At 61.2% G+C, this 25391-nt stretch carries 23 protein-coding genes; 5 read left to right on the top strand and 18 right to left on the bottom strand.

Annotated elements, in window-relative coordinates:
* The first annotated feature begins 2 nt into the window (after window positions 1-2).
* Window positions 3-1319, top strand: a complete 1317-nt coding sequence (locus ACR3EN_RS00825) for an MATE family efflux transporter (RefSeq protein WP_480819508.1) — start codon at window positions 3-5, stop codon at window positions 1317-1319.
* Here the strand turns inward: ACR3EN_RS00825 and arsC are convergent.
* From arsC to ACR3EN_RS00805, 4 genes are read right to left on the bottom strand one after another with little or no spacing between them, the layout of a single operon-like run.
* The gene (gene arsC / locus ACR3EN_RS00820; protein ID WP_480819509.1) at window positions 1316-1657 is read right to left on the bottom strand and encodes an arsenate reductase (glutaredoxin); all 342 of its coding nucleotides are present in this window, start codon (window positions 1655-1657) and stop codon (window positions 1316-1318) included. The genes ACR3EN_RS00825 and arsC overlap by 4 nt on opposite strands.
* Window positions 1654-2712, bottom strand: coding sequence for a quinone-dependent dihydroorotate dehydrogenase (locus ACR3EN_RS00815; protein ID WP_480819510.1), 1059 nt, complete (start codon window positions 2710-2712; stop codon window positions 1654-1656). The genes arsC and ACR3EN_RS00815 overlap by 4 nt, the downstream gene beginning before the upstream one ends.
* Window positions 2709-3140 (bottom strand): DUF1330 domain-containing protein, encoded by a 432-nt coding sequence (locus ACR3EN_RS00810; protein WP_480819511.1) that lies wholly within the window; start codon window positions 3138-3140, stop codon window positions 2709-2711. Before ACR3EN_RS00810 ends, ACR3EN_RS00815 begins: the two co-directional genes overlap by 4 nt.
* Complete coding sequence (locus ACR3EN_RS00805; protein WP_480819512.1) at window positions 3137-3475, bottom strand: DUF952 domain-containing protein; 339 nt, start codon at window positions 3473-3475, stop codon at window positions 3137-3139. The genes ACR3EN_RS00810 and ACR3EN_RS00805 overlap by 4 nt, the downstream gene beginning before the upstream one ends.
* Before the next feature lie 108 nt (window positions 3476-3583).
* Between ACR3EN_RS00805 and ACR3EN_RS00800 the strand changes: the two genes are divergently transcribed.
* Both ACR3EN_RS00800 and mnmH read left to right on the top strand, forming a co-directional pair.
* Window positions 3584-5167 (top strand): bifunctional metallophosphatase/5'-nucleotidase, encoded by a 1584-nt coding sequence (locus ACR3EN_RS00800; protein WP_480819513.1) that lies wholly within the window; start codon window positions 3584-3586, stop codon window positions 5165-5167.
* 73 nt (window positions 5168-5240) lie between these two features.
* The gene (gene mnmH, locus ACR3EN_RS00795) at window positions 5241-6293 is read left to right on the top strand and encodes a tRNA 2-selenouridine(34) synthase MnmH (RefSeq protein WP_480819514.1); all 1053 of its coding nucleotides are present in this window, start codon (window positions 5241-5243) and stop codon (window positions 6291-6293) included.
* Here mnmH and selD read toward each other — a convergent pair.
* Genes selD through ACR3EN_RS00760 form a run of 7 tightly spaced genes read right to left on the bottom strand, consistent with a single transcriptional unit; the run spans window position 6284 to window position 14370 of the window.
* Window positions 6284-8443: a selenide, water dikinase SelD gene (gene selD / locus ACR3EN_RS00790; protein ID WP_480819515.1), complete on the bottom strand. Its 2160-nt coding sequence runs from the start codon at window positions 8441-8443 to the stop codon at window positions 6284-6286. The two genes, mnmH and selD, sit on opposite strands and share 10 nt — an antisense overlap.
* Window positions 8444-8448: 5 nt before the next feature.
* Window positions 8449-8835: a Na+/H+ antiporter subunit G gene (locus ACR3EN_RS00785; protein WP_480819516.1), complete on the bottom strand. Its 387-nt coding sequence runs from the start codon at window positions 8833-8835 to the stop codon at window positions 8449-8451.
* Window positions 8836-8842: 7 nt separating this feature from the next.
* Window positions 8843-9112, bottom strand: coding sequence for a K+/H+ antiporter subunit F (locus tag ACR3EN_RS00780; protein WP_480819517.1), 270 nt, complete (start codon window positions 9110-9112; stop codon window positions 8843-8845).
* Complete coding sequence (locus ACR3EN_RS00775; RefSeq protein WP_480870205.1) at window positions 9109-9609, bottom strand: Na+/H+ antiporter subunit E; 501 nt, start codon at window positions 9607-9609, stop codon at window positions 9109-9111. Before ACR3EN_RS00775 ends, ACR3EN_RS00780 begins: the two co-directional genes overlap by 4 nt.
* Window positions 9606-11144, bottom strand: a complete 1539-nt coding sequence (locus tag ACR3EN_RS00770; protein ID WP_480819519.1) for a monovalent cation/H+ antiporter subunit D — start codon at window positions 11142-11144, stop codon at window positions 9606-9608. The genes ACR3EN_RS00775 and ACR3EN_RS00770 overlap by 4 nt, the downstream gene beginning before the upstream one ends.
* The gene (locus ACR3EN_RS00765; RefSeq protein WP_480819520.1) at window positions 11141-11500 is read right to left on the bottom strand and encodes a Na+/H+ antiporter subunit C; all 360 of its coding nucleotides are present in this window, start codon (window positions 11498-11500) and stop codon (window positions 11141-11143) included. The genes ACR3EN_RS00770 and ACR3EN_RS00765 overlap by 4 nt, the downstream gene beginning before the upstream one ends.
* Window positions 11500-14370 (bottom strand): monovalent cation/H+ antiporter subunit A, encoded by a 2871-nt coding sequence (locus ACR3EN_RS00760; RefSeq protein ID WP_480819521.1) that lies wholly within the window; start codon window positions 14368-14370, stop codon window positions 11500-11502. The genes ACR3EN_RS00765 and ACR3EN_RS00760 overlap by 1 nt, the downstream gene beginning before the upstream one ends.
* A gap of 219 nt (window positions 14371-14589) precedes the next feature.
* Between ACR3EN_RS00760 and ACR3EN_RS00755 the strand changes: the two genes are divergently transcribed.
* Window positions 14590-15060 carry a rhodanese-like domain-containing protein gene (locus tag ACR3EN_RS00755; RefSeq protein ID WP_480819522.1) on the top strand — a complete coding sequence of 157 codons (471 nt, stop codon included), beginning with the start codon at window positions 14590-14592 and terminating at the stop codon, window positions 15058-15060.
* Window positions 15060-15884 carry a CE1 family esterase gene (locus tag ACR3EN_RS00750; RefSeq protein WP_480819523.1) on the top strand — a complete coding sequence of 275 codons (825 nt, stop codon included), beginning with the start codon at window positions 15060-15062 and terminating at the stop codon, window positions 15882-15884. The genes ACR3EN_RS00755 and ACR3EN_RS00750 overlap by 1 nt, the downstream gene beginning before the upstream one ends.
* Here ACR3EN_RS00750 and mdoH read toward each other — a convergent pair whose 3' ends face one another.
* The 7 genes from mdoH to ACR3EN_RS00715 all read right to left on the bottom strand — a co-directional run bounded on the left by mdoH (window position 15885) and on the right by ACR3EN_RS00715 (window position 25381).
* Entirely contained in the window at window positions 15885-17756 is a 1872-nt protein-coding gene (gene mdoH, locus ACR3EN_RS00745) for a glucans biosynthesis glucosyltransferase MdoH (protein ID WP_480819524.1), read from the bottom strand.
* Window positions 17753-19252, bottom strand: a complete 1500-nt coding sequence (locus ACR3EN_RS00740) for an OpgD/OpgG family glucan biosynthesis protein (protein ID WP_480819525.1) — start codon at window positions 19250-19252, stop codon at window positions 17753-17755. Before ACR3EN_RS00740 ends, mdoH begins: the two co-directional genes overlap by 4 nt.
* Complete coding sequence (locus tag ACR3EN_RS00735) at window positions 19249-20466, bottom strand: OpgC family protein (RefSeq protein ID WP_480819526.1); 1218 nt, start codon at window positions 20464-20466, stop codon at window positions 19249-19251. Before ACR3EN_RS00735 ends, ACR3EN_RS00740 begins: the two co-directional genes overlap by 4 nt.
* Window positions 20467-20497: 31 nt before the next feature.
* Entirely contained in the window at window positions 20498-21868 is a 1371-nt protein-coding gene (locus tag ACR3EN_RS00730; RefSeq protein ID WP_480819527.1) for a tetratricopeptide repeat protein, read from the bottom strand.
* Window positions 21869-22046: 178 nt separating this feature from the next.
* Window positions 22047-23231, bottom strand: coding sequence for a CaiB/BaiF CoA transferase family protein (locus ACR3EN_RS00725; RefSeq protein ID WP_480819528.1), 1185 nt, complete (start codon window positions 23229-23231; stop codon window positions 22047-22049).
* The gene (locus ACR3EN_RS00720; RefSeq protein ID WP_480819529.1) at window positions 23218-24837 is read right to left on the bottom strand and encodes a thiamine pyrophosphate-binding protein; all 1620 of its coding nucleotides are present in this window, start codon (window positions 24835-24837) and stop codon (window positions 23218-23220) included. The genes ACR3EN_RS00725 and ACR3EN_RS00720 overlap by 14 nt, the downstream gene beginning before the upstream one ends.
* 79 nt (window positions 24838-24916) lie before the next feature.
* A complete protein-coding gene (locus ACR3EN_RS00715) occupies window positions 24917-25381 on the bottom strand; it encodes a DUF302 domain-containing protein (protein WP_480819530.1) in 465 nt (154 codons plus the stop codon).
* Window positions 25382-25391: the final 10 nt, after the last annotated feature.

Below are 25391 nucleotides of genomic sequence, written 5' to 3'. Positions count from 1 at the left end.
GCGTGGAGGACGCCAACGCGCCCATCACCCATCGGCGCGTGCTGAAAATCGCGCTGCCGATTGTGCTGTCGAACGCGACCGTTCCGATCCTTGGGGCGGTGGACACCGGCGTCGTGGGCCAGATGGGGCAGGCCGCCCCCATCGGTGCGGTCGGCATGGGCGCAGTGATCCTGTCGGCGATCTATTGGATTTTCGGCTTCCTGCGCATGGGCACCACGGGGCTGGCCGCGCAGGCGCGCGGGGCGGGCGATACGGCTGAGACCGGAGCGCTGCTGATGCGTGGCCTGTTGCTGGGCGGCACGGCGGGGCTGTTCTTTATCGCCGCTCAGGTCTGGGTTTTCCTCGGGGCCTTTGCCCTGTCCCCGGCCAGCGCCGAGGTCGAGGCGCTGACCCGCGCTTATCTGGAAATCCGTATCTGGGGTGCGCCTGCGACCATCGCCCTTTATGCGGTGACCGGCTGGCTGATCGCGGTCGAGCGCACGCGGGGTGTGTTCATCCTACAGGTCTGGATGAACGGTCTGAATATCGTGCTGGATTTATGGTTCGTTCTGGGCCTCGGCTGGGGCGTCGAGGGCGTTGCCATCGCGACCCTGATCGCGGAATGGACCGGCCTCGCGCTGGGTTTATGGCTGTGTGGCGACGCGTTCAGCGGCAAACAGTGGCGGGACTGGCCGCGCATTTTCGACGCCAGCCGCCTGCGCCGGATGTTGCAGGTGAATGGCGACATCATGGTGCGTTCGGTCTTGTTAACGGGCGCGTTCACCACGTTTCTGTTCGTGGGCTCAGATTTAGGAGACGTGAATCTGGCCGCCAACCAGGTCCTGCTACAGTTCCTTGAGATCACAGCCTTTGCGCTGGACGGCTTCGCCTTCTCGGCCGAGGCGCTGGTCGGCGGCGCGGTTGGCGCACGTGATCGGCTGAAGGTCCGGCGCGCATCGGTGATGGCCTCGCAATGGGGCGTGGGCGGGGCGGTTGCGCTGGGGCTGCTGTTCTATCTGGCCGGACCAGCGCTCATTGACCTGATGTCGACCTCGCCCGAGGTGCGCAGCGCCGCGCGGGACTATCTGTTCTGGGCTGCGCTTGCCCCGGTGATCGGGGTGGCCAGTTGGATGTATGACGGCATTTACATCGGGGCCACCTGGACCCGCGCGATGCGCAACGCAATGATTCAATCGGTTGCGATCTATGTGGTGGCGCTGTTCGTGCTGGTCCCCACGATGGGCAATCACGGGCTCTGGGCTGCGCTGATGGTGTTGAACATCGCGCGCGGCGTCACGCTGGGCTGGAGGTACCCGAGGTTGGAGGCGCAGATCGCCTAAAGCAGGTCCAGCAGGTTCTCGGGCGGGCGGCCAATGGCGGCCTTGGTGCCTGAAATGCCTAAAGGGCGTTCAATCAGGATCGGGTGCGCTGCCATCGCTTGAATCAGCACCTCTTCCGGGGCGTCTTTGGTCAGGCCCAGTTCTTTGAACACCTTCTCGCCGGTGCGCATCATATTCAGCGCCGGAATGCCCAGCTTGGACAGAACCGCCCGGATTTCATCGACCGAGGGGGCATCCTCAAGGTACTTGCGCACCTCCGGTTGCGCGCCGTTGTCCTGTAGCAGCGCCAGTCCGGCACGGGATTTGGAGCAGCGGGGATTGTGCCAGTATTCGATCACAGCCAGTCCTCGCGTTTGCTGCCGACCGCTTGCGCAACCGACGAGAACCCGTCGCGTGCCAGCAGCGCGTCCAGCCCACGGGCGATTTCGGCAGCCAGTGAAATTCCGCCATAGACCATCGCGGTATAGAACTGCACCGCAGATGCCCCGGCGCAAATCTTGGCATAGGCTTGTTCCGCCGTACTGATGCCGCCAACGCCAATCAGGGGGATATCTCCGCCGGTCAGTCGGCTGAGCTGCGCCAGCACACGGGTCGATTTCTCGAACAGGGGTGCACCGGACAGGCCGCCCGCCTGATCTTTGTGTGCGCTGTGCAAGCCGTCGCGGGACAAGGTTGTGTTGGTGGCAATCACCGCATCCACGCCGGTTTCGCGCGCGACATCAGCGATATCCTGTAGTTCGGTCTCGGTCAGGTCCGGCGCGATTTTGAGGAAAATCGGGATCGGGCGGGGCAGAGAATTGCGGGTCTCGATCACGCCGCCCAGCAGCGCGCTCAGCGCCGCCTTGCCTTGCAGATCGCGCAGCTTTTCGGTGTTGGGGGACGAGACATTGACAGTGGCAAAATCCAGATGCGCCGCGCAATGGGCCAGCACCTTGGCAAAATCTCCGGGCCGGTCGTCGCTGTCCTTGTTGGCCCCAAGGTTCAGCCCGATCACGGCATCCTTAGGGCGGTGAGCCAAGCGACGGGCCATGACCTCCATGCCCTCGTTGTTAAAGCCGAACCGGTTGATGGCGGCGCGGTCTTCGGAGAGGCGAAAAAGGCGCGGCTTTGGGTTGCCGGGCTGCGGCCGCGGGGTCACGGCACCGACCTCGATAAACCCGAACCCCGCGCGTGAGAGCGGGGCCAGCGCCTCGCCGTTCTTGTCGAAACCAGCGGCCAGCCCGACCGGGTTGGGCAGATCCAGTCCTGCGACACGGGTTCTCAGCCGGTCGGACGTCACCGGGCCGGGCGTCGGCGCAAGCCCCGCGGTCAGGGCCCTGATCGACAGCCCATGCGCGGTTTCGGGGTCAAGTCGGTGCAGGGCGGCCAGCCCTAGTTTCTCGGTCAGTTTCATCCGAAGGACACTCCACCTTCTGTTGGTGCGCAGCGGATCAGGCGCGAGGTTTCAACGGCGGCCTGTCGGTGGACCACAGCGGCGCGATAGCCGGGATCGGTCACCATATCTAGAAACGCATGAGCGGTGGGATAGCGGGCGATGAACACTGCGTCCCATGCTTCGTCTTGCGGACCGATCAGCGTGGCCTGAAACGCGCCGCGCCAGAGGATTGACGCGCCGATCCGGTCAATGATCGGCGCAGTTTCCACTCCATAGTTGCGATAAGCCTGCGCGCCGGTCAGCCCGGTATCGGCCAACGGATGATCTGACGGATAGTCTGCCAGATCGCGAAACCTCACCAGATTAAGCATCTCGATCGGATGATCCCGATCAAGGGCCTTGAACGCCTCGAATTGCTCGCGCTCGGGGTCGATGAAGCGGTTCATTCCATCTCCTCCGGGAAGCGATGGGCCTGCCCGTCATATGGCAGGTCGCGGGACCAGACCACATCCGTCATCCGTATCTGGCGATAGAGATGTGGGAACAGGGCACCGCCGCGCGAAACCTCCCATTTCAGATCATCGCCCATAGCGTCCGCATCACAGGCCAGCAGCGTCAGCCCCTGGGTCCCGGCAAAGTGCTTGGCCGCCGTTTCGGCGGCCTGGGTGGCGGTCGAGAAATGCACGAACCCATCCGCCACATCAACGGGCGCACCATCCGAGGCCCCCAGCGCCTGCAGGGTCGCCCATTCATCGGCACGGAAAATCTTGTAAATCAGCATGATGCCCTGATGCCCCGCGCGACGGGCAGAATCAAGCCGGATTTCCCCCTTTGACTCTTCGGGATGCACGGCGCACCATCACGTCAAACAACCACAGGGAGTTACATGATGTTCACCCGTTTTCTGGCCTCGGTTGCCGCTCTGGGCCTGACTGCCGGTATGGCTGCGGCCGAATACAAGTTGACCATTTTGCACACCAACGATCTGCACAGCCGGATCGAATCCATCAACAAATACGACTCAACCTGCGACGCTGAGGGCGAAGCCGAGGGCAAGTGTTTCGGTGGTGTGGCGCGCCTGAAAACTTTGGTGGATGCCAAGCGGGCGGAGCTGGCCGATGAAAATGTCCTGTTGCTGGATGCAGGCGATCCGTTCCAGGGTTCTCTGTTCTACACAACTTACAAAGGCGCGGCAGAAGCCGAGTTCATGGAGGCCATCGGCTATGACGTAATGGCGGTTGGCAACCACGAGTTCGACGACGGCCCGGAGGGTTTGGCGGCGTTCATTGATGCGGTCAGTTTCCCGGTAATCTCGGGCAATCTGGACCTGTCCTCGTCGGCCGAGTTGAAGGGTAAGGTGGACAACCACGTTGTATTGGACGTTGGCGGCCAGAAAATAGGCATCATCTCTGCGCTGGCGACAGACACTATTGAGACGTCCAGCCCGGGCAAAGATGTCGTGTTTCAGGATGAGATCGACAGCCTCTCGGCTGATGTCGCTGCCCTGCAGGAAGACGGTGTGAACATCATCATCGCGCTGAACCACGTGGGTCTGGCCAAGGACATCGAAATTGCCGAGAAAGTGCCCGGTCTGGATTTGGTGGTCGGCGGCCACTCGCACACTTTGCTGTCGAACACGGATGAGGATGCGGCAGGTGCCTACCCGACCATGGTCGGCGACGTACCTGTTGTTCAGGCCTATGCCTACTCGAAATATCTGGGCGAAATCACGCTGACATTCGACGATGACGGCAACCTGATTTCCGCAGAGGGTGCGCCGATCCTGCTGGACGCCTCGGTCACCCCGGACGCGGATATCGCTGCACGCGTCGCGGAAATGGGCGCCCCGATCGAAGAGATGAAGCAGCGCGTCGTTGCCAATTCCGGGGCTGCCATCGAGGGGTCGCGGGATATCTGTCGTGTGCAGGAATGTGAGATGGGCAATCTGGTTGCCGACGCAATGCTGGCGCGTGTCGCGGATCAAGGCGCGCAGATTGCGATTGCCAATGCAGGCGGACTGCGCGCCTCGATTGACGAGGGCGAGGTGACCATGGGCGAGGTGCTGACGGTGCTGCCCTTCCAGAACACGCTGTCGACCTTTGAGATCAGCGGTCAGGGCGTCATCGACGCGCTGGAGAATGGCGTAAGCCAGGTGGAAGAGGTCAAAGGCCGCTTCCCGCAGGTGGCTGGTATGACCTTCACCTGGGACCCGTCGGTCGCCCCGAACGAAGGCCGCATTACCGAGGTGATGGTCGCCAAGGATGGTGGTTTTGAACCCATTGATCCGGCGGCGACTTATCTGGTGGTCACCAACAACTATGTCCGCAACGGCGGCGACGGCTATTCCGTGTTTTCGGGCGATGACAAGAACGCCTATGATTTCGGACCCGATCTGGCGGATGTCACGGCCGAGTATCTGGCCGAAAACGCGCCGTATCAGCCTTATCTGGATGGCCGTATCAAGCAGAAGTGATATCTGCCTGACAAACACCAAAGGCCGCATCCTCGGATGCGGCCTTTTTCGCAAGTCATGACAGGCCAACGCAATGGCGCTTAAATTCAACGATCTTCCGCAGCTTTACGCCCATGCGTTTGACAGCATCATCGATGTCCGCAGCCCGGCAGAGTTCGCCGAAGATCATCTGCCCGGTGCCATCAGCCTGCCGGTGCTGGACAATGACGAACGGGCGCGGGTGGGCACGATCTATGTCCAGCAGAGCCCGTTTCTGGCCCGAAAACTGGGCGCTGCCCTCGTGTTTCGGAATGCCGCAAGCCATATAGAAAACAGCCTGAGCCATCATGAAGGCGATTGGCGGCCTCTGGTCTATTGCTGGCGCGGTGGGCAAAGATCCGGTTCATTTGTCTGGATGCTGCAGCAAATCGGCTGGCGGGCCGAGGTGGTCGACGGCGGTTATCGCACCTATCGCAGGCTGGTGAAGCGCTACCTTTACGATGATCCGCTGCCGCATCGTCTGGTCGCTTTGGACGGCTATACCGGTACGGCAAAAACTGAATTGCTGAGCTATCTTCAGTCCCGAGGCGTGCAAGTTCTTGATCTCGAAGGTCTGGCCAATCACCGCGGATCGTTGCTGGGCGAAAAACCCGGCGGGCAACCCAGCCAGAAGGCGTTCGAATCGGCGTTGGCCAAAGCGCTCTGCAGCCTCGACCCGAACCGGCCTGTGGTGGTCGAGGCTGAGTCGTCCAAGATTGGCTCTTTGATCTTGCCGCCCGTGGTCTGGAGGGCGTTGTGCGGCGCGTCGCGCATTCGGATCACGGCGCCGCTCGAGGCGCGTACTGCATATCTGCTCAGGGCCTATGAAGATATCCTGTCAGATGCAGCACGACTGCGCGACCGCCTGTCGCCGCTGCGCGCTCATCGGGGTCACGACGTTGTCGATGGCTGGATGGCTCTGATCGATGCGGGTGACAAGCCGGGGTTGACGCGGGCATTGATGCAGCAGCACTACGATCCGTCCTATGCAAAATCGTGTCGGGCGCAGACGGCAGAGGTCCGTGCCGAGGTTGAAGCCCTGTCTTTGGATGACAAGGGGCTTTCCGCTGCTGCGGACCGCATTGCGCAGGTGTTGGATCAGCTTTGAAGGCGCAGACCGGGTTGTTGATCCATATGTCCGATGATCTCAGCCGGATAGCCCGCAGCCTTTAACTCTGCACAGATCGATGTCGCTGTGTCGGTGGGCAGTGCGGCCAACAGCCCGCCGGCAGTTTGCGGATCGAACAACAAGTCGGCTTTGCCCCCTTCCGGTAGCTCGGGCGTAAGCACGCGGTTGTCTGCATAAAGGGTCGAGCGGACGCCTTGCTTGCTCAGGTCCAAAGCGCCTTGCATCACTGGAATTGCATTCAGATCCAGAGTCGCGCCGCAACCAGATGCGGCGCACATCCCCTGCAAATGACCTGCGAGGCCGAAACCGGTGACATCGGTCATCGCATGGGCCTCACCCAGCAGGCGAGAGGCCGTGGCCTGTGGATGCGTCATATGCGCGAAAGCTGCCGCAACCCAGTCGCCATCGGCCTCACCGGCCATTTCGGCGGCCATCAAAACACCGCTGCCGATTGGTTTGGTCAGGATCAAAGCATCGCCGGGTTTTGCGCCGCTCAGGGTGATCGGATCGGTGTCGCACAGGCCGGTCAGCGTAAACCCGATGGTCATTTCGTCCCCCATCGAGCTGTGGCCGCCAACGATCTCGGCCCCGGCGTCGCGCATAACCTCGGCCGCAGTGGTCATGATTTCGGCCAGTGTGCGTTGCTGCAACTCTGCCGACATCCGTGGCAGGATAAGCGTCGCGGTCGCGGCCTGCGGCTGTGCGCCCATGGCCCAGATATCGCCAAGCGCATGAACCGCGGCGATCCGCGTCATCAGAACCGGGTCATCGCTCAGGCTGCGCAGGTGGTCCGAGGTCATCACCTGCCGCGCCCCGCCTGTGCTCAACAGCGCGGCATCGTCACCGGGTAGGGGCGTTATGTCCCCGCGCTCAGGTGCTGGTAAGTCGCGCAACGCAGTCTGTAATGCTTCGCGTCCAACCTTGGCGCCGCAACCGCCGCACATGGGTTTGGCACCCAGTGCCTCGTGCATTCCATCGGCACGTAGACGGGGCAGGGTGGGGGCCTGCATTTTTGGCAACGCCCGGAACCTGTTCATAAAGCTCTGATCGATGTGGTTTTTCCACTTCCACATCAGCGGCCCGCTGAACGAAGTGCCCAGACGTTCGGCCAGTGCGGATTTACCACCCAGCGAGATAAGCTTCAGATAGTCCTTTTGCGGCGTGTAACGGCGCATCCTGCCTGCGCCCAAGGCAGCCCTGAGATTGTCGAACAGCACCGGAGCCTCACGCACCGCATAAACGCCCGCCTTGGGGCGTGGGTTTTCCGAGAGGTGGGCGCAGTCTCCGGCGGCGAAAATTGCGGGGTCGCTGGACTGAAGATAGCCGTTCGCGCGTATATAGCCGTCGTGAAGCTCTAGTCCGCTGCTGGCCATCCAGCCATAGGGTCGCGCACCGGCCGCCCCGGTGATGAACGCGGCAGGGATTTCGCGCCCGTCACTCAGGGTGATCTGGCCCGCCGAGATCTGTTGGATTGTGCTCTGTTCAAGAACCTCAACACCCAACTGCGCCATCGCCTGCCGGATCGTGGCGGCGGCCTTTGGGACCGTCGCAGTCAATGCCGTGGCATTATCGATCAGTGTCACCTGTGCGTTGCGCCCTTTGCTGCGCAGCGCGTGCGCCATCGCCATGACAAGTTCGACGCCCGCGACGCCGCCGCCAATCACAGCGACCGAGGCCGGGCCGGACCCGGCCAGATAACTGGCCCATTGCGCCGCAAACGGTCCCAGCGGTTTGGCCGGAACCGCATGGTCGGCAAAACCGGGCAGGGCGGGCATGTCCGAGGTGATGCCCACATTGACCGAGGCGACATCAAATGCCACGGGCGGACGACCGGGCACATGGACCTGCCGCGCATCTGGGTCAATCCCGTCGACTGCACCCAGAATGACGCGCGCACCGGCAAACCGCGCCAGACGGACCAGATCGATATCCAACTCCCACCGCTCATAGTGACCGGCGACAAAGCCGGGCAGCATGCCGGAATAGGGCGCGGTAGGGCCGGGATTGATCACTGTGACCCGTGCGCCGGGCAGCGGGTTCATGCCCCACTTGCGCAGCAGTAGCGCGTGGGTGTGGCCTCCGCCTATCAGAACCAGATCGCGGGTCAGGGGCAGCGGAGGTGTTTTCATGGCTCTCAGTTCGTGCTGTGGTCCGGGACGTCCTCGACCTGTTCGACCGCGTGGGTAGCCCAAAGCTCATCCTCGCCCGCGTCCGGCAGATCACCGGGCTTTTCATGGCGGTGAATGTGCCATTTGGCAATGAACAGGGCTGTGATCGGCGCGGTCAGGAACAAAAACAGCGTGATCAGCAATTCGTGCAGCGACAGTTTACCCTCAAGCAGCACCGAATGCGCGATCGAGGCCAACAGGACGCCGCCCACCCCCAGCGTGGTCGCTTTGGTCGGGGCGTGCAGTCGGGACATGGGATCCTTCAGCTTGATCATACCGAACGAGCCGACAAAACCGAAAATGCCCGAGACGATCAGGAAGAAGGCGATGAGCAGTTCGAAGATGAATGTCATGCCGCCCTCACTCGATGATATTGCCGCGCAGCATAAAGCGCGCATAAGCCACCGTTGAAACAAAGCCCAGCATGGCGATTATCATGGCGGATTCGAAGAATATCTCGGTCTCGACATTCAGCCCGTACAGGATCAACAGCGCAATGGTGTTGATCACCATCGTGTCCAGTGCCAGAACGCGGGTGCCGACGCCTTCGGCCGAGATGATCCGATACAGGCACAGCATGATGGCTGTACCGAAACAGGCAAAGGCAAAGTAAATCGCATAGGTGATCATTCGAAAATCTCCTTCAGGCGGCGTTCGTAGCGTTGCTTGATCTGGTCGCGCACCTCTTCGGGCTTGGGGGCGTCCAGGCAGTGAACCAGCAGGCAATGCCCCTGCGCGGACAGATCGCAACTGACGGTACCGGGGGTCATGGTGATGGTTCCGGCCAGCACGGTAATGGCTTCGGGCGTACGCAACTCTAGCGGGACGCTGACAAAGCCGGGCTGCCGATCCGCATCGCGTTTGAACAGGATGATCCGGGCGACCGCGATGTTGGCCATCACGATATCCCACAGAACCACCAGCATGTATTCGGCTACCATCGGCCAGTTGCGCAGCTTGGGGCGGTCGGGCCAATAGGGCTGGGTGATGAAGGGAATGATGATGCCCAGCAGCAACCCAAAGACCAGCGAGTTAAGGGACCCGTTATTGGCCAGCAGGACCCAAACAAATGTCAGCAGAAAGGTCAGATGAGGGTGCGGAAATATGCGGTGCAGAAGCTTTCTCATTGTTCTCCTCCCAGCACTGACGAGATGTAGTCATCCGGCGCAAAAAGCTGCGCCGAGGTGCCGCTGGCATAATCCAGCGCCGGACCGGCAAACAGCGTCAGAAGCACCAGACCCAAAACAGCGCCAAACACCGACGTAAAGGCGAGACCCGGATGAGGTTCGGGCGCGTGTTTTGGTGCAGCATCTTCTTCGGGATCGGGTGCAGGGTTGTGCTGCGTATCGTGGCTTTTCCAGAAGATCATAGTCCCGGCGCGGGCCAGTCCAACGATGGTGACAAAGGACCCGATCAGGATTACCGCCCAGACCGCGTTGGCATCCGGGGCCCCGCGTGACGCGTCCAGAACCAGCAGCTTACCGATGAAACCCGATAACGGCGGCATACCCGCCATGGCAATCGCGCCGACGAAGAACAGCGCCGAGATCAACCCGGTTTGCGCCATCGGGGCTGTCGGTGAGATGGCACCGCCGCGGCGCTCCATCACCATATCGGCGACAAGGAACATCAGTGCTGTCGCCAGTGTGGAGTGGAAGATGTAATACAGCGCCGCCGCCGTCGCCGCCTCATTGAACAATGAGATCGCGATCAGCAATGTGCCCATCGAGGCGATGGCGCAGAAGGCGACCATCCGCGCGATGTGCTGCGATCCCAGAATGCCGATCGCCCCGACGGCCAGGGTCAGCAGGGCTGCGGGTTGCAGCCACGTTCCGACCAGACCATCGGTGGCGGCGACCTCTGGGCCGAAGACCAGCGTGTAGACGCGCAGGATCGAATAGGCTCCGACTTTGGTCATGATCGCGAACAGGGCGGCCACGGGCAGCGGGGCATTGGCATAGCTGGCGGGCAGCCAGAAATGCAGCGGCAGGACTGCAGCCTTGATACAGAACACCAGCAACAGCAGAACTGCGCCGACCCGCAGCAAGGCGGTGTCCTCAGGAGGGATCTCGGCAACACGGACAGCCAGATCGGCCATGTTCAGCGTCCCGGTCACAGCATAGAGCGTGCCCAGAGCAAACAGAAACAGGGTCGAGCCCAACAGGTTGTAGGCCACATATTGTACGCCAGCTTTCAGCCTCACCGCGCCGCCTGCATGGGTCATCAGCCCGTAAGAGGCGATCAGCAGCACCTCGAAGAACACAAACAGGTTGAAGGCGTCGCCGGTCAGGAAGGCGCCGCAGACCCCCATAAGCTGAAAATGAAACAGCGCGTGGAAATGTTTGCCGCGTTCATCCCAGCCGGACCCGATGGCATACAGAACAATGGGCAGGGCCAGAAGGGCGGTCAGCAACACCATCATGGCCGATAGCTTGTCCAGGACCATGACGATACCGAAAGGGGCGGGCCAGTTGCCAAGCTCGTAGACCTGAACCTCTCCTCCGGCGGCTTGCGCGGTAATCGTCAGCGCAATGCCCAGCAGACCGAAAACGCCCGCGACCGAGAAGATGCGCTGCAGGTCCAGGTGATAGCGCAGGACCATGATGATGAACGGGGCCAGGATCGCGGGCAGGACGATCGGCGCAACGATCCAGTGATTCATGCGTCTTCTCCCGGCGCGTCCACGCTGTCGCTGGCGCTCATGTCGATGTGGTCATCCTTTGAGGACAGATAGGCCGACAGCGCGATCATCACGATCACGGCCGTCATCCCGAACGAGATCACAATGGCTGTCAGCACCAGCGCCTGTGGCAGCGGATCGGTATACGGGACGTCTTCGTATTTGTTCAGAACGGCGGGCGCATTTGTGGCCAGCCGCCCGGTCGCAAACAGGAACACGTTGACTGCATAGGTGATCAGCGACAGGCCAAGGATCACGGGGAAAGTCCGGCGGCGCAGGATCAGGAAAATCCCGGCGGCGGTCATGACGCCTACGGCAGAGGCTACGAGCGCTTCCATCAGGCCTGCTCCTTCTCATTATCTTGGTCCTGAGGGTCATCCCGCAGCGGGTTGATATCCATCGGGAATTCTTGTGCCATGCCCGGCTGCCAGGCGAACCGCGACAGGCTGTCTAGGGCCAGCATTACCGCGCCCAGCACGGCCAGGAACACGCCTGTATCGAACAGGATTGCGGTCGCCCATTCGAACTCTTCCAGTGGCGGCCAGTTGATATAGCCGAAATCGCTGGTCAGGAACGGACGTTCGTTGAACCAGGCGCCCAGACCGGTGGCTGCGGCAATCAGCACGCCCCAGCCGATGGTGCCGTGGTAGTAGAACCTTTGTCGCTCGATCGCCCAGGTATAGCCACTGGCCATGTACTGCATCAGGAACGCAATTGCGACGATCAGGCCCGCGATAAAGCCACCTCCGGGCTGGTTGTGGCCACGGAAGAAGATATAGGCCCCGACCATCAGCGCGATGGGCATCATCACGCGGGTGACGACGACCATCATCAGCGGGTGCGAATCCCCCGATTGCGGCCAATGCGGTTTGCGGTTCAACAGATAGCTTCGAACATTGGTGCCCAGAACCGCCTCGGTCAGGGCAAAGATGATCAGTGCGGCGATGCCCAGCACGATGATCTCGCCAAAGGTATCAAAGCCACGGAAATCGACGAGGATCACGTTTACGACATTGGTGCCGCCACCGCCTTTGTAGGAATTGGCCAGATGGAATTCCGAGATCGTCGGAAAGGCGAAATCCCGCATCATCAGCGCATAGATCAATGCGCCCGAGCCAATCCCCGCAATCACCGAGATCGCGGCATCGCGCCAGCGCCGCGCCGCGCTGCTGTCCCATGGGGTCTCGGTCGGCAAGAAGTTCAGCGACAGCAAGAGAAGGATCATCGTGACGACTTCTACCGAGATTTGCGTCAGCGCCAGATCCGGGGCCGAAAGATAGTTGAAGGCCATCGAAACGATCAGGCCGACCACCCCGATCAGCACCAGAGACAGCAAACGGTTGCGATGGAACCACATGATCGCCAGCGTCGCGACAATCAGACAGATCCAGCCGATGATCGGAATGATCTGGGGCTCCAGCGACACCCGCGTTTCGACGCCAATGGTACCGGTGGAATAGGCATAATAGCCCAACCCGACGGTGAAGGCGACGAAGATGATCGCATAGCGGCTGAGGACACCGTTGTGCAACTCGTCCGTGATCCAGCGGCTGGCGCGGGTCAGCGCCGCTATGAGTGCCTCGAAAATCACCTTGGCTTCGGGACGGGGCAGCGCGTTCCAGATCTGATCCCCACGCTTGTGCAGTGACAGCAGAAACAGGCCGCCAAGCGTCGCGACAACGGACATATAAAGCGCGGGCGTAAAGCCGTGCCACAGTTTCAGCGAGTAATAGGGCAGCTTTTCGCCGCCGATCACGGCGCTGGACACAACCGCGACCAGAGGGCCGACGATGGCAGCCGAATACAGGCCGATCAGGATCACCAGCACGACAAGGAAAGCCGGGGCCAGCCAAAGGCCAACAGGCGGGTCATGCGGGTGCGCCGGGTAGTCGTCGCGCGTTTCCCCCAGAAACACATGGCTGATGAACCGGAAGGAATAGGCTGCTGAAAACAGCGCCGCCAGCAGCGCCAGGCCGGGCACCAGATAATGGGTGTTCAGCCACGTGGTGTGCACGGTTTCCTCAAGCATCATTTCTTTTGACAGGAACCCGTTCAGCGGTGGCAGACCGGCCATCGACAAGGCTGCGATGGTGCCGATGGTAAAGGTGATCGGCATCAGGTGGCGCAGCCCGCCCAGTCGTTTGATATCGCGCGTTCCGGCCTCGTGATCGACGATCCCGGCGGTCATGAACAGGGCCGCTTTGAACGTTGCGTGGTTGATGATGTGGAACACCGCGGCAACGGCAGCGAACTTGGTGCCAAAGCCCAGCAGCATGGTCACCAGACCCAGATGCGAGACCGTCGAAAACGCCAGCAGCGCCTTGAGATCATCCTTGAACAGCGCGATGACCGCGCCCAGCAACATGGTGATCAGACCCGTCGTGGCCACAATATAGAACCACGCATCGGTGCCCGCCAAAACGGGCCACATCCGTGCCATCAGGAACAGACCGGCCTTCACCATCGTGGCCGAGTGCAGATAGGCCGAGACAGGGGTTGGCGCGGCCATGGCGTGCGGCAGCCAGAAGTGGAACGGGAACTGAGCGGACTTGGTGAAACAGCCCAGCAGAATCAGGATCAGCGCGGGCAAGTAGTAGGGTGAGGCCTGGATCAGTTCTTTGTTCTGTAGAATGACGCTCAGGTCATAGGACCCCACAATATTGCCGAGGATCAGCATCCCCGCGATCATCGCCAAACCGCCTGAACCGGTGACGGCCAGTGCCATGCGCGCACCTTGCCGCCCCTCGGGCAGATGTTTCCAATAACCGATCAGCAGGAATGAGCTGAGAGACGTAAGTTCCCAGAAAATAAGCAGAAGCAGGATGTTGTCGGACAGAACGATCCCGACCATCGCGCCCTGAAACAGAAGCAGATAGGTGTAGAACTGCCCCATCGGATCTTCGCGCGACAGGTAGAACCGCGCATAGAGGATGATCAGCAGGCCAATCCCAAGGATCAGCAGTGCGAACAGAAAACCCAGGCCGTCCAGCATGAAATTCGCGTTCAAACCAAGGCCTGGTATCCAGTCAAAGCGTGCGGTCACCACATCTCCGCGCATGACGCTGGGGATGTGGATCAGCAGCCCCATCAACGCCAGAAAGGTGGTCAACCCGGCGGCCGAGGCTGCAGCGTTTCGTCCTGCCCGTATCAGGAGGGCTGGAAAGACAGCTCCGAGGAAGGGAAGGGCCGCGATAAGGAATAGGGACAAGTGCGATACTCCGGTCTGTGCGGTCAAGATGACTGAATTACTAGGGATAATTTATTGACTGCTCGGAAATTGCAAGGTTTTGAAAGGTTCTAAAAGGTACATATTAAATGTGATTTACCTGCGTGATAATGACGCGAACTTGATCCGGGTGTCTGATTTCCCGACAGCGTCGCGATTTGCCCTGTGTTAAAACAAACCGTCACGGCAGAGGGAGGCGGCATGGTGGTCGCACAAAATAGAACCCGCAGATGGGTTTTGCTGGGCGGCGGCGTTGCCATCGCAGCGGGATTTGCCGCCCGTGAGTACCTTTTGACCCCGCAGGATTATGCCGGCGGTCAGTTGCAGGTTGCCGAGGCCCATGCCAAGGCTGTCTCCGGTGAGGTGCTGTTGGTCGATATCCGCACCCCGCGCGAGTGGCGCTCAACCGGCATAGGCGAGGGCGCGCGGCCGCTGGATATGCGCCGCGCGGATTTCGTATCCGCGTTGATGCAACTGACCGGCGGAGATACCTCGGCCCCTGTCGCATTGATCTGTGCGCGCGGCGTGCGCTCGGCCCGGCTGAGCAACCGTCTGACCGAGGCAGGGTTTACAAACATCATCGACGTGCCTGAGGGTATGCTTGGATCGGCTGCAGGGCCGGGGTGGGTGCGCGCCGGGCTTCCGGTCGAAGTTTTCGCTGAGGGTACGTGATGAATAAGCTGTATTGGATGTCTTTCTGTTTGGCGCTTGCGGGGCAACAGGCAGCCGCTGCTTGCGGTCCGGACGAGGGGACCTGTGGGACAGGGTCTGGTGAATATCACATCGAACTGCCTGATGCAGACAACCCGCCCTTGGTGGTGTTCCTGCACGGATATGGTGGCAGTGGCAGCGGCACCATGAACAATCGCCGCATGGTCGATCCGTTACTTGACCGCGGCTATGCCGTTATGGCGCCCGAGGGGCTGGAGCGACCCGACCGGGGCGGCACCAAAAGCTGGAACTTCTATCCGGGCTTCGGCGAGCGTGATGAAACCGCATTTCTAAGCGAAGCGGTCGAAGACGCGGCTGCACGGTTCGGCATCGACAGCGACCGCGTTGTTCTGGGCGGCTTCTCGGCAGGTGGCTTCATGGTCAATTATCTCGCCTGTGAAGCGCCCGAGACCTTCTCGGCCTATGTGCCGGTGTCAGGCGGTTTCTGGCGTCCGCACCCCGAGGATTGCGCAGGACCGGTGCGCATGTTCCACACCCATGGCTGGACCGACAATGTTGTACCACTGGAAGGCCGGCTTTTGGGCGGTGGCCGGTTTCATCAGGGTGATATTTTCGCCGGTCTGGAAATCTGGCGGGTCGCCAATGAATGTGTCGATACCAAACCCAGCGGGTTTTCGACCACAGGTCAGTTTCTGCGGCGTAACTGGATGGGGTGCGCCGAAGGCAGCGCGCTGGAATTCGCGCTGTTCCCCGGCGGACATACTGTGCCGCAGGGGTGGGCTGATATGATGGTGGACTGGTACGAAAGGTTGCCGGGCGGCTGATTACTCGGCCGGGGTGACAATGCCCTTGCCTTCGATCAGGCGCTTCAACTCATCCCGATACCGCCGTGCCGAGCGGGTGATGGCGGGCTCGCTGACATCTTCGCGCATCCCGACCATGCGGCGCGCGGCGCCCGCCGACACACCGCTGAGCGCCGAGAGCGGGATGGCCAGCGCAAGGCTGATTGCAATCGGGGCCAGCCAGACCGAGACCAGACCGGCGAGGATACCAACGCTCAGCGCGACACCGCTGATGGTTTCCAGCGTGTGGCACAGGATCAATGTGCGCAGCCCATAACTGCCGCCATCGCGCGCCTGCGGCGACCAGCCCTTTTGCAGGCCCAAGGCGGTGCGGAACACGGCGATCATCTGCTGCACCATCAGGATCGGGGCATAGAGAATCGACAAAATGACTTCGGACAGGAACGAGGTGAAGAACTTGCGTGTGCCGCCGAAATCAGAATAGCGCACACCGCTGAGGGGCAGGGCCGCCACGCCCAGAACCTTGGGCGCAAGCAGCATCGCGTACATTACCAGAATGATCAGCACATGGCGCGTCTCGGACATCTCGGGCCATTGCGGGAACAGCGGGTTGTCCGGGCTGAAATAGTGCAGGACCGAGGCATCCTCGCCCTGACCGATCAGCGCCCACATCACCAGCAGCGCGAACCACAGCGGCGACATCAGATAGCCGACCGCGCCGTGGAACATATGGAAGCGTGACACAGCGCGGAACCCGGTCGAGCCCAGCAGTTTAAGGTGCTGCAGGTTGCCCTGACACCAGCGGCGGTCGCGCATGGCGTGGTCGATAAGGGTGGGCGGTGTCTCTTCATAGGACCCGCGGATGCGCGGCAGGAAACGCACGGCCCATCCGGCACGGCGCAACAGACCGGCCTCGACAAAATCGTGGCTCATGATCAGCTTGTCCTGCCCGCCCAGCGATCTCAACTTGGGCAGGCCTGCGCTGGAGGCAAAGGCGCGAGTGCGGATGATGGCGTTGTGGCCCCAATAGTTGCCCTCTTGCCCGCACCAACGCGCGAGGCCCTCGGCGAAGGCGATGCCATAGACACCATTGGCGAACTGCTGCATCCGGGCAAAGACCGATTGCGCACCGATCAATTGTGGATAGCTCTGGATCAGGCCTGCGCGAGGATCGCGCGCCAGCGCGTCGGTCAGGCGGCTGATTGCGCGGCCGGTCATCAGGCTGTCGGCATCCAGCACAAGCATCGCATCCCAATCCGCGCCCCAGCGGCTGACCCAATCGGCGATGTTGCCAACTTTGCGGTCCGTGTTCTCAGGACGGCGGCGGTAGTAGAGTTCCAGACCGGGGGCCAACGTGGTTCGCAGCGCCTCGACGCTGGCCTGTTCCTGCGCGGCGATCTCGGGGTCTCGCGTGTCGGACAGGATGAACATGGCATAGTGGTGCTGACCGCCGCGTTTCTGCAGGTCTTCCAGCATCGTGCGGGCGTTGCCCAGCACGTTCCACGGCACCTCGTTGTAGACCGGCGTCAAAAGCGCCACGCGCAGGGGTTGCGGGCGGGTTTCGCGCTTGGGCTGCTCTTGCCGGGACAGCGAGATCATCCCCAGCAGCACAGTGCAGACCGTGAAGGAAATCCAGAAGAAGTTGAACGAGATCAGCGTCAGCAGAATGCCTTCGACCAGATTGATCCCTTCGGCACTGAACCAGTCGGACATGACCCAGAGCAGACCCAGAGCCGCCGCCATTGCGGGCGAAAAGGCCAGCGCACGCCAGAACCCGGACGCGGGCTTACGACCCCCTGCAGGCACCTGGGCATCGCGGAAGCCCTGCGCGAAGTTCTGCGCCGGCATCGCCAGAGGGGCCTCGGGCGGCATGATATGCAGATCGCGGCTCATGTGGTCCAACGGTAAAGCCAGACCTCAGAGGCCGGTTGTTTGTCTTTCAGAAGCTGCGCGCGCAGCTCCACATAGGTGCGGTCCCCCGGCTCGAACGAGAACGCCAGCCGCAGACCGCCGGTATCCGGGTTGCGCTGCAGCACACCGTCAGAGGTTTCGGCATGGGGCGAGTCAACAAAAATGCTGATGGCCTCGGGGTCTTCGAACAATTCGCTGTCTTCGAAATCGATCACGGCCAGACGACCCTCGCCGAACGTATTGTCACCCATGGCGGTGTTGATCACGCGCGGCATCGGCGTGCGCTGAGGTTCCTCGCCCCAGATCAGGCGATAGGACAGGTCAATCTGACTGCCTGCGGCGTAGGGCTCCATCGGGCGCCAATAGGCGACGATGTTGTCATAGATCTCCTGATCCGCAGGGATCTCGACCAACGTGACGGTACCTTTGCCCCAATCGCCATTGGGTTCAACCCAAAGGCCCGGGCGTTTGTGATAATTCGCCTCAAGGTCCGCATAGTCCGAGAACTTGCGTTTCCGCTGCATCAGGCCAAAGCCGCGCGGGTTGGTGTCGACGAAAGACGAGATTTGCAGACGGGTCGGGTTGGCCAACGGTCGCCACAGGACTTCTCCGGCACCGTTGCGGATCAGCAGGCCGTCGCTGTCGTGGACGGCGGGGCGGAAATCGTCGAACCGGCTGTGGTTGGTCTGGTCGAAAAGGAACATTGACGTGCCGGGCGCGATGCCGACATGGGGCAGTTCGGTGCGCGGAAACAGCGTCGCTTCGACATCCATCACGCAGTCTGCTCCGGCGGTGACATTGAAGCGGTAGGCCCCGGTGACGCTGGGGCTGTCCATCAGGGCATGCACGATCATGTTGCGCTGACCCGGTTTGGGACGCTCCAGCCAGAAGCGGATGAATTCGGGGAATTCTTCACCATCCGGGTCGCCGGTTTTAAGCGCCAGACCACGGGCCGATAGGCCATAAACCTCATGCAGACCAATGGCGCGGAAATAGCTGGCCCCTTGCCAGACGCAGAATTCATCGGTCTCACCCGGTCGGTGCATTTCGGTGCGCAGGCGCAGGCCGGAAAAGCCCAGCGTGTCGTCGATCGGCAGCTTGGGCACGTCTTCGGATTTGTCGAACATCGCCAGATCGAAACTGACTGGCGTAGTCACACCATCTTCGACCGTGTGCACCTTGACGGTGCGTGGGAAGTACAGGCCCGGTGTGAAGAAATCGACGTTGAAAGGGGTCTCAGTCTCGTACCAGAGCGCACGGTCCAGCCGGAACCGGATGGATCGGTATTGCTGGTACGTCAGATCCTGCCATTCCTGCGGGACCATCTCACGCTCGGCATAGTCGCGGCTGGCCAGATCGCGGGCCATGGCGATGACGTCATCACGGCTGAACGGGCTCTCTCCGCCTGTTGCATAGGCAGCCGGGGCAAAGGCCAGAGCCGTTGATGAGGCGAGAAATGCGCGGCGGGTAAAATTCATTTCTTCGATTTCCAGGGTTGAGACTTGAACCAAGCGGCCAGATAAGCCACGCCGATGATCATGGCAAAGCCAATCATGTTAGCGACAAAGACACTGGCAACATCCCGCCCACTCAGGTCCAGTCCGACGCCGATAAGCCTTGCTGCTGCCATAGAAAATACGAATACCGCGAGCGATTGCTGACCCACTTTGGTGATCACGGTCAGCAAGCCCTGCCAGACCCGCGCTGCCGCGCCATGGCCGGTGGCGATCAGGCGATGGCCGTGCTCACCGGCGACGACCCAGCCCAGATAGGCCAGTGACAGGAAGTGCAGATACCGGAACAGGCCAAAGTCGGTCTTGTCGCGGAATTCCTTCGTGATTGGCCAGACCTTGCGGATTTCATCCGCCAGATCGGGCGCTGCAGCATTGATCCAGGTGAACACTTTCCACGACCCAAACGGCATCGAGAAGATCAGGAACAGCGCCGCCGCCCAGATCAGGGTTTTCGACACCGGAGGGGCCGGGATCCATCCGCGCATGAAGGCAAAGCCTGTGAAGAACAGCAATTGCCAGCCAAACGGGTTGAAGAACCACTGACGATCCGACCACGGCTCGGCCGGCAGGGCCAATACACCTGTCTGCGCCACCAGCCAGATCGCGACCGAAGCCGCTGCAACAGCCCAGAATCCGATGCGGTAGAGACCCATGAACAGCGGCATCATCGCCAGAACCACCAGATACATCGGCAGGATGTCAAAGTAGTTCGGCACATAGGTCAGGGTGAACAGCCCCACGATCTGCGAGGCCGGATCGTTGAAGAAATGCTGCAAGTTCAGAGAGGCAATATAGTTTTTCTCGAACAACCCGCTTTCGTTCAGCGCAGCCATGGACATGGCAACAAAGAAGAACAGGCAGATATGGGCCCAATAGACCTGCCAGATGCGGAACGTCACGCGGGCGGTGCCCATCCACCATCCCCTGCGCATGAACGCACCGCCAAAGGCAATGGCCGAGGCCATGCCCGAGCAGAACACAAAAATCTCGGTCGCGTCCGAAAACCCGAAACGGGCGGGGATCCACTTGGCCCATGGGTCGTTGGGGATATGAGCGATCAGGATGATGAACATCGCGATGCCGCGATAGAAGTCCAGACGCGGATCGCGCGTACGGGCAGGGGTGGCTGTCGCAGAAGCCACCGGAGCAAAATCAGAAGCGGGCGATGCAGTCGCCATACAGTTCTGTCCTTCTTGGTCTTTTTTGTTGTTATTCGGCTGGGACGCTTTGTGCGTCACCGCTGTCGCGTGCGGCCTCGATCAGAGCGCGGCGGGCGAGGGCATAGTTGTCTTCGCCACCCGCACGCTTGGCGCGGCGGTCATCCAGGATGTGCTCGACCTCATCCAGACGGCCGGCGCGCAGGCCGGAATCAATTGTGATGCGCTCGAATACATCACGTTGGGCGTGGCTGCCACCCGCAAGTTGCATCCCGCCGCGCGCATTCGACAGGAAATCAAAGGCTTGGCCGTACAAACCGTCACCAAAGGCCTCAAGCCCCTTGGCGGCGGCAATGCCCGGGTCGGACATGCGAATGGGCGTGTCGCCCTGATTGCGCTGGGCGTCTTTCTGGATGCGCTGCAACATCTTGCCGGTCGCGTCCGAACGATTGTCGCCGGTCAGGGCCAGCAGGTAATGCAGATCGGCAAAGATCAGGCAGCCATCTTCGGTGCGCGCAGCGCTAAGGTCCGCCAGTTCTTCCCAGCGGTCGCCCACATCCACACCCTCAAGCTCGAGCCGCGACAGCAGCGAGGTGGCATTTGATATATCGCGGTAATCGTCAGTTTTATCCTGACGGATGTGGTGATCATAAAGCGCCATCACCTGATCGACCTGACCCAGGTCCAGGTGCATCAGCGCCTTGTGCCACCAGACGTGATAGCGGAAGTTGTTGCAATGCGCCCAGGCATCCTCGCGCCCCGCCAGCCAGTCCAGACCCAGCTGCGCGTTGCCCGTCATTTCATGCACATGCGCAACGGCGTGCAGGCCCCAAGCGTCGTCCGAGACCATCCACAGCGCCTGACGCCCGGCGATCTCGGCCTTCTCATAAGCGCCGGTTTCCTCAAGCGCGAAGGAATGACAGCCCAGCAGGTAACCGCGACCGGCGTGATCAGGTTCATAGGCGGGCATCACACGTTCAATCGATCGGCGCATCCCCTGCGCGTCGCCCAGAACAAACCGGGTGGCATGGCTGAGCTTCATCGCCAGCGTATCGGTGGGGTGGGCGCGCAGAACCTCTTCGAATTTCTGCACCGCCTGCGAAGGCAGGTCAGCCATATACAGCGCCAGCGCCTCAACATAGAGCCTTTCGCGCGCCGAGACCGGCTGCCGTTCCATCGCCGCATTGGCTGCATTCAGCGCCTCGGTCGCGACTGGGATCATCTCGCGCCGACCCAGCAGAACCATGAACAAACCCTTGACCGCATGACCCAGCGCAAAATCGGGCTCAAGCTCGAGCACCTTACCCAGATGCTGAGGTGTAACAGCCGCGTGCGCCATGAACCCGAGCAGAACACCATTCCAGGCCTCGACACTTGCCGGCAGGCTCAGGGTGTTCATCTGTCCAAAAACGTCTTGTTTCATGCTCGGGTCCAATCTGGTTGCGATTTTTACACTCTACGACTTAGCAGAGAGTGTATGCGGGTCGTAACAGTATCGACCCTGCTCTCGAATTGGTGAAAGCCCGTGTGGGCAAAAAATGAAAAAACCGCCGATTCAAGGGCATGTTTCAGCAACTTGCCGCCGAATTAGGCGGAGTGTTTCAATCCTCGAAGGGATTTTTGGCGTTCAGAACCGCGTCGGTATCGGCCCCGCAGACCGGGGGTGCGCTGCGATATGTTACAGGTGTACGCGACAGGTTCAGAGGATTCCCGACCAGATTGACCGGGCCCGGTTCGGCCTGCATCGAAATCTGCATGTCCCGCGCGGCGACCTGATCGCTGGCAAAGACCTGATCCAGCGTCTGCACCGGCCCGACAGGGACTTTCAGCGTTTCCAGACCGTCGATGACGGTTTCGGTATCCAGCATCTGTACGGCGGGGCGCAGAATAGCGTTCAGGGCATCGCGATGTTCCAATCGCGCCGGGTTGGTGGCGAAACGCGGATCATCGGGCAAATCGGGGCGTTTGATGAAGCCGCAGAAGCGTCTGAACTGACTGTCATTTCCAACGGCCAGAATCACATGCCCATCCGCTGTCTGGTAGACATCATAGGGCACGATGTTCGGGTGCCCGTTTCCGCGCCGCTGAGGCACATCGCCTGACGTCAGATAGTTCACGCCCTCATTGATCAGCCACGCGACCTGCGCGTCGACCAGCGCCAGATCGATCTGCTGACCTTCACCAGTCCGGTCGCGGTGGCGCAGCGCGGCAAGGATTCCAACACAGGCATACATGCCGCACATCACGTCGGCGATGCCGACGCCGACCTTCATCGGCGCTCCATCGGGGTCGCCAGTCAAAGACATGACGCCACCATAGCCTTGCGCCATCAGGTCATAACCGGGCTTGCTGGCATTTGGTCCGGTTTGCCCATAGCCCGATATAGAACAATAGACGAGGCCCGGAAATTCTTGCGAAAGAGTGGCATAGTCGAGCCCATATTTCGCCAACCCGCCGGGTTTGAAATTCTCGATCAGGATATCCGCATGGGCCGCCAACCGCCGGATTTCCGCCTGACCTTCGGAGGTTGCAATGTCCAAGGCCACGGATTTCTTGTTGCGGTTCGAGGACATGAAATAGGCGCTCAGGTCAGATCGGTTGCCGTCTGCGTCCTCGACATAGGGCGGGCCCCATTGCCGCGTATCGTCCCCTCCGGTGGCGGGGTTTTCGATCTTGATGACCGTTGCACCAAGATCGCCCAGCAACTGCGTACAGGTCGGCCCCGCGAGAATACGTGACAGGTCCAGAACCTTGACGCCTTTCAGCGGTCCCTCAGATGCGGCCATCATATCCTCCACGCTCGATCTCTGCTGCAATCACGGTGAATTTGTCCGCTTTTACAGCATCTTCCAGCGCAGAGCGCAACTCGGACCTAGTGCGCACAGTGTGGCCATAGCCGCCAAAGGCGCGGCCCATGGCCGCAAAGTCGTGACGGTCGAAATCCACCCCGCGATTGCCCATCTGGCGCTGGCGTTGCTTTAGCTCGATCAGCGCAAGGCTGGCGTCGACAAAGACCAGAAAGATGGGGTTGCCGCCCAGCTCGGCGGCGGTCGACAACTCTCCGGCGACCATCAGGAACCCGGCATCGCCCGAAAAGCTGATCACGGGGCGGTCGGGTTCGGCCAGTTTCAGACCGATCGCCATCGGCGCCGCGCAGCCCATGGTGCACAGCGCCGAGGACTGGATCAGCCCGCGCTCTTCGGTGCATTGCCACATCTGGCTGAGAAGAATGCGATGCGCGCCACTGTCGGCGGTGGCCAGCGTTTCGGGCGGCAGGGCGGCGCGGGTCTCGGCGATGATCGCTGCTGGTCCCCAGTCTTCATCCGTCGGAAAGGCCTGTGCCAATGCGGCCTTGACCTGCCCAGGTTCGCCGCCCGGCCACGTCGCCCGGGCCGGGTTGCCCTTGGCTATAGCCTCAAGAGTTGCGCCAGTGTCGGCAACCAGATTGAGCCCCGACTGGTGCATATAGTGATCGTTGACCACCGCCGAGATATCGATGACGCGCTTGGTTTCGGGGTCCCAGATCTCGCGCCAGCCGGGGCGCATTTCGATGGGGTCGTAGCCCAGACACAGCACCAGATCGGCCTGTTCGACCAGCGGTACCAGATGTTTGTCGGCCAGCGGTGACAGCCCCGCGCCACCCAGACATAACGGATGATCCTCGGGCACCACGCCTTTGGCCTTGTAGGTGGTCACGAAGGGAATGCTGAAATGTTCCAGAAACGCCTGCACCACCGAGCGCGAGTCGTCATAGAGCACGTCCAGACCGACAATCGCGATGGGCCGCTCGGCCTCGGCCACCCAGCGGCGGGCTTTCTCCAGACATTCACCTTCGGGCGCGACGGGGGCGACTTTGGCCAGACGGCGGCGTTTCACATTCGTCACGCGGGTATCGGCGACTGAAATCGGCACGTCGATATGGACCGGGCCGGGTCGCGGCTGGTTGGCCAGCGATACGGCCTTGTCAGCAATGATATCAGCACCTTCTGCGGTCAGCATGAACGTACCCTTGGTGATCGAGCGATAGACCTGCGCGTGGTCCATTACCTGATGGGTGTAGGTCAGCGCCTCATCCGCGTCGACGCAGCCGGTCAGCACGATCATCGGCACCCGGTCCTGCAGCGCGTTGGCGACCACGTTGATTCCATTCATCGCACCGGGCCCCAGCGTGGCCACCAGAATCGCGGGCGCGCCATCGCGGTGGTGGACGGCCTCGGCCATGAAACCGGCGGAGTTCTCGTGTTTGGCCAGATGGAAGGTGATCCCCGCCTGCTCCAAAGCGTCCACCAACGTCAGAACCTCACCGCCCGGCATGCCAAAGGCATGGCGGCATCCAGCCTCATAGAGGCGTTGCGCCAACAGATCCGCAGCGCGGGGGGACAGGTCCTGCATCACTCAAGCTCCGATCATCACGTTATGCAGCAGATTGCGGAGGACAGGCCCGGACGCAAGCAGGTTCACGTCAGTGTGACTATTTGACTGCGCTTTCCGCGACTGCCTGAAACTTGGCGTCAAGTTCGGCGGCGATCTCGCTCAGCGCTTCTCCGCCTTCATGAGCATAAGGGGCAAAGACGAATCCCGGGGTTTTGTAAGACAGGGTTGCAGTGCCATCGCCATTTTCGGTCACATAAAACCGGATCGGTGCTTCGATCATCGCGTTGGTCGAGGTTTCAAGCACCCGCACCGCATAGTCATTGTTGAACGCCCCGATCACCCGGTTGCCCGGAATGGTAATGCCGCGCGCAGCGGCGGCCTTGGTTGGACCCGCCTGCGTGACGACGATCAGTCCATTTTCCTTAACGGCGGTCTTGGTGTCTTCGACCAGTTGGTCATAGCTTTTGGCGCTGGGATAAACTGCCCACCCGGGAAGAGGCTCGGGGCTGTCGGCCCATGCGGGCAGGGCCAGCAGGGATAGTACGATGCAGAATGCTCTCATGTTCCAGCCT

The sequence above is a fragment of the Ruegeria sp. G7 genome (genome assembly GCF_056535465.1).
Note: the sequence above shows the minus strand (reverse complement) of the source record. Positions and strands in the feature narration are given on the sequence as shown.